Annotated in this window: 2 protein-coding genes and 1 pseudogene; 2 read left to right on the top strand and 1 reads right to left on the bottom strand. The window is 68.5% G+C overall.

What is annotated here, in order from left to right; all coding sequences use genetic code 11:
- Positions 1-325 (top strand): annotated as a pseudogene (locus FRW57_RS23475) (cytochrome bc1 complex cytochrome b subunit); the annotation flags it as partial.
- 49 nt (positions 326-374) lie between these two features.
- Complete coding sequence (locus tag FRW57_RS18370) at positions 375-647, top strand: DUF3040 domain-containing protein (RefSeq protein ID WP_162308258.1); 273 nt, start codon at positions 375-377, stop codon at positions 645-647.
- Here FRW57_RS18370 and FRW57_RS18365 read toward each other — a convergent pair.
- The coding region (locus FRW57_RS18365) for an eCIS core domain-containing protein (RefSeq protein WP_203230407.1) at positions 622-4018 on the bottom strand (3397 nt) is incomplete at its 5' end. The two genes, FRW57_RS18370 and FRW57_RS18365, sit on opposite strands and share 26 nt — an antisense overlap.

Raw genomic sequence — 4018 nt, 5'->3', positions numbered from 1 at the left:
CACCGCCGACGGGAAGTTCTTCGAGGCGCACGAGCCGCTGGACGAGTACACCCGCTGGCCACTGGTGCAGCAGGAGGTGCACCACCCGCTCGCCCTCGAAGCCCCGGTGGACGACAACGGTGTGCGCCGCCCCGGCAGCGCCCAGGAAAAGGTCCGGGCCCGCCTGTCGCACTTCTACTTCAACGACCGGATCGAGACTGTCACCCCAGGCGAACTCACAGCAGCTCAGCACAACGGCGGCCCCGCCCCTTTGAGCCTCAACGAGCTCGCCCGGGCGGCGCTGATCGAAGCTGATGTCGACGGCCGTTCACACCCCACAGACTGAACCGAGGCGGCGCGCGCTGCGAGCACGATGCCGCCACCGAGGAGGCCCGATGCCGCTCTCCGAACACGAGGAACTCCTGCTCTCGCAGATGGAGCACGCGCTTGCCCAGAGCGATCCGATCTTCGCCCTCCGCATGAGCGAATCCATCTCCCGGCGGCGGCGAAGGCGCCGCCTGCGGTTCGGCGCACTCCTCATCGCCGTAGGCCTGATGCTGACCCTGTTCGGCGTGTCGCACAACACCCTCTGGCCAGGCGCGTTGGGGTTCCTGATCATGCTCTTCGGTGCAGACCGGACGGCTACCGGCCGGCAACCGCTTTGGTGATCCACTCCTGAATTGTCTTGTAGAGCTCCGCCTCCCGCGCCGCCATCTTCTCGATGGTCTCGGCGGGGTAGAAGAACGATGCCTGCCGCCAAGCGGTCCAGCTGCGTTCGCCCTTGGACAGGTTGGCAGCCGCATCCATGGCCACCAGGTTGTCCGCGCGCACGGCGAGCAGTTGCCGCTCCAGCGGCCGGAGCTTGTCGAAGCCGTCCATCTGGGTCATCCGCTGCATCGACACGATGTGGTCCGGGTGGAGCCCGGACGGCCTCGTCAGCAGGCCGCCGACCTGGTCGACCCCCTTGGCCGCATCGACGACGGCAGCGCGTTCCTTGGAAACCGCGAACGCCCGGCGCATCAGCACCTTCGGATCGAGCCTGGCCTGCTCCGCCAACCGCATGCTCTGCCAGAACTCGGCGCGGGCCTTCTCGACGGCGCCGCCGCCACGGCCCACGGCCTCGCTGGCGGCGCCCTTGGACGTCTTGCCGGAGAGCCACTCCAGCTCGGTCTCGATCTCCGTCATCCGGTCCGGGTCACCAGCGATCCGTCCCGCCTGCCTGGAGGCGAGCTCGGCCTCGAGCTCGGCCTGGTACTTCTCCAGGCTCAGCAGCTGTTCATGCGCCTCGCCGAGTCTTGCCTCGGCGGCCACCTGCTCTGCAGTAGGACGCCGCCATCCCTTCATCTCGGCGGCCAGGACCTCGAAGGCGCCCTCGCCGCCGGCGCGTTCGGCGGCCAGCCGGTCGACGTACTTCAGGATGGTGGTCTCGTCCATGTGGCGCTGTTCACCCAGCTTGATGATCTGCTTGACCCGCTTGAAGGCCGTCGTGATCCCCTCGCCCGCCCCCTCGACCTTGGCGAGCTCGCCGAACGCCGTGATCAGCTGCGATTCCTTGCGCAGTGCAGTGACGGTGACGGAGCCCTTCCGCACGGTGTAGTAGAGCGCCTCGAAGAACGGCGTCGGGTCGACGGCGCCCGCGATGGCATAAGCCTTGGCGGTCCCCCCCAGAGCCCTTCTGAGACCGAGCTGTGCCGCGGCGTACGCCTTGATCGAGTCCGCGAGTTCCTTCTCCAGGCCGGAGACCGCGTCGATCCTTGCGTTGAGCTGCTCCAACCGGAGCGCCATCGTCTCTGCGTCGGATGCCGTCGCGAACTCGCGTAGCGGCGTCTCCAGCGTCTTCAGGGCCGGTGCCGAGGCCTTCAGGAGCTGCGCCGCGGTCAGTCCGAGGTCGAAGGCGGCGGCCACCACGGCGACCCCCACCCAGAACAGCGAGGGCTCGTCGTTGATGAAGTTGAGGGAGTACTCCGGGGCGGCCTTGTTGTACTCCTCGATGGCCGAGACGGCTTGCCAGGTGCTGATGCCGGCGTTGGCGACCAGCGCCGCCGCAGCGACCCACCCTCCTCCCGGGACGAGCACGGCGAGGACGAGGGCGATGATGCCCAGCACGATGGCGGAGAACAGGTGCGCGTCCCGGATCTCCTGCATGTGGTCCTTGACGATCCGGGCATAGATGGTGCTGTCGTCGATCCCCTGGTACTGCATGGTGGCTCGCACCAGCGGCTCCTGGCTGAAGACCCGTTCCGGGTCGTCGGCCAGTTCCGCACGGACGCGAGCGGTGTCCTCGAGCCTGTCTGCAATGAGGTCCAGAAGGTACTCCTTGGCCCCCGCGGCAGACAGCCGGGTGAGCTTCTCGCGATCGGTCTTCCGACCGAGGACCGCGGGGTCGATGAGGGGCTCGCCGGCCGACGCCTTGACGACCTTGGCGCTGCCAGCCGTGCGAAGTGTCTTGGCCTCGGCGCTAGCCCTCTGCTGCTCCTCGATGTCGTCGGCCCGCGGCATCCCATACCGCGCCGCCGCGATCATGCGCCATTGCGCGTTTGAGGCGCGGGTCTCCGCCTCAGCGGCGGCGTTGTAGTCCGCCGCCGCGCCAGACGCGGCGATCGCGCCCACCAGCTGCGTGGCGGCGTCGGTGTCGCGGAACTTGAGCTTGGCGACGTAGAGCAGGTGGTCATAGCCAGCGAGCACGTCCATCGCCAAGTTGACCGCCTCGGTGCGGAATCGCTTCCGGTAGGTCTCGATCGCGGCCAGGAACGCGGCTTCGGTCTTGAAGTGGCTGCGGGCCAGCGCCTCACGGAACTTCGCGTCGGCGGTCTCCTCCTCGGGCGTCAGGGCAAAGCCCACTGCAGCCGTCATTTCAGCTGCCCGCTTGGCCTTCCACAGGTCGTAGAGCTCCTCGAGACCGAAGATGTCGGCGGCCGCTTCATCCATCATCTCGGCGTCGAAGTCGCGCAGCCGCAGGTGGAACTCGAACTGTGCGATCGACTTCTCCAGCTCCGCGAGATCGGTCGTACTGGCGTTCACCGTTGCCAGGTAGCGGGCCCGCTCGGCCTTGCTGAGCCTGCCGATCCGGTCGGCGAGGTCGAGCGCGACGCCGTAGTCCTCCGGTTGGATCTGCCGGCCGCCCGCGAACAGGATGTGCTTGATGTCGTCAGGCAGCGCGTTGAGGGCCCGCGCCTGCTCCTGCTCGGCCACCAGGTTTGCCCGCACGCCACGCCAGCGAGCGGCCAAGTCGGCATCCTCGGGTCCGGTGCCCAGCCTCGTGTTGGGCGGCAAACCGGTCTCGGTGAAGAACCTGCGGTCGGTCTCCGCGTTGATCGCGTCCCGATCCTTCTTGTCGAGCGCACCGAGGCCGACGTCCACGACGTCATGCACGGTCAACTGAACGTACTTGCGTGCCTTGTCCACCTCGGTGGCGGACCGCGGCTTCCCTACCCAGTGCCAGAGGCCGAGGACGCGTTCCAACTCCCTCGGGTTGGTGATCCGGTAGTACTGCGCCACGAACGTGCGCAACAGCTCGTCGGGTCCCATCGTGTGGTCGATGGTGACCCGGAACGTCTTGCCCTTGGGCCTTCTCGGCTTGCGCGGCTTAGCCTGGGGTACGCCGCTCGGCGCGGCCCCGAGCGCCTGCTGACGCAGGTGCACGAGCTCGTGGGCGACCAACCGGCGGCCCGCGAACGACGTCAGGGCTGGATGACCAGCTGCGAGGTGGATGTCCGTGCCGGCCGCGAAGGCCTCGGCATCCAGGGCCTCCGTCATTCGCGCCGACTCCTGCCCTGAGTGGATGCGAACGCCGCCGAGGTCCATGCGGTCCGGGAGCAGTCCCGCAACATGGTCTGCGAGACGCTCGGCCTCCTGCTCGTTGTCGTCCTCCCGGCCGTGACGCATGGCAGATGGAGCCCCGGAGAATCGCGGATGCAGCGGCACCGCGGTCAGGCTCGGAATCCGGCCGACCCCGGGAGCGCCTGCGAGCCCGCCCCCGCGCCGCACACCGGGCCCGACCGCGAACCGGCGGGGAGTCGGAGCCGGTTCGGCGCGCAGC

The sequence above is a fragment of the Segeticoccus rhizosphaerae genome (assembly GCF_009192725.1).
GTDB classification, from domain to species: Bacteria; Actinomycetota; Actinomycetes; order Actinomycetales; family Dermatophilaceae; genus Segeticoccus; species Segeticoccus rhizosphaerae.
Note: the sequence above shows the minus strand (reverse complement) of the source record. Positions and strands in the feature narration are given on the sequence as shown.

Coding starts and splice junctions, on each gene's coding strand:
- FRW57_RS18370 (WP_162308258.1), top strand. CDS start 375: ATGCCGCTCTCCGAACACGAGGAACTCCTGCTCTCGCAGATGGAGCAC.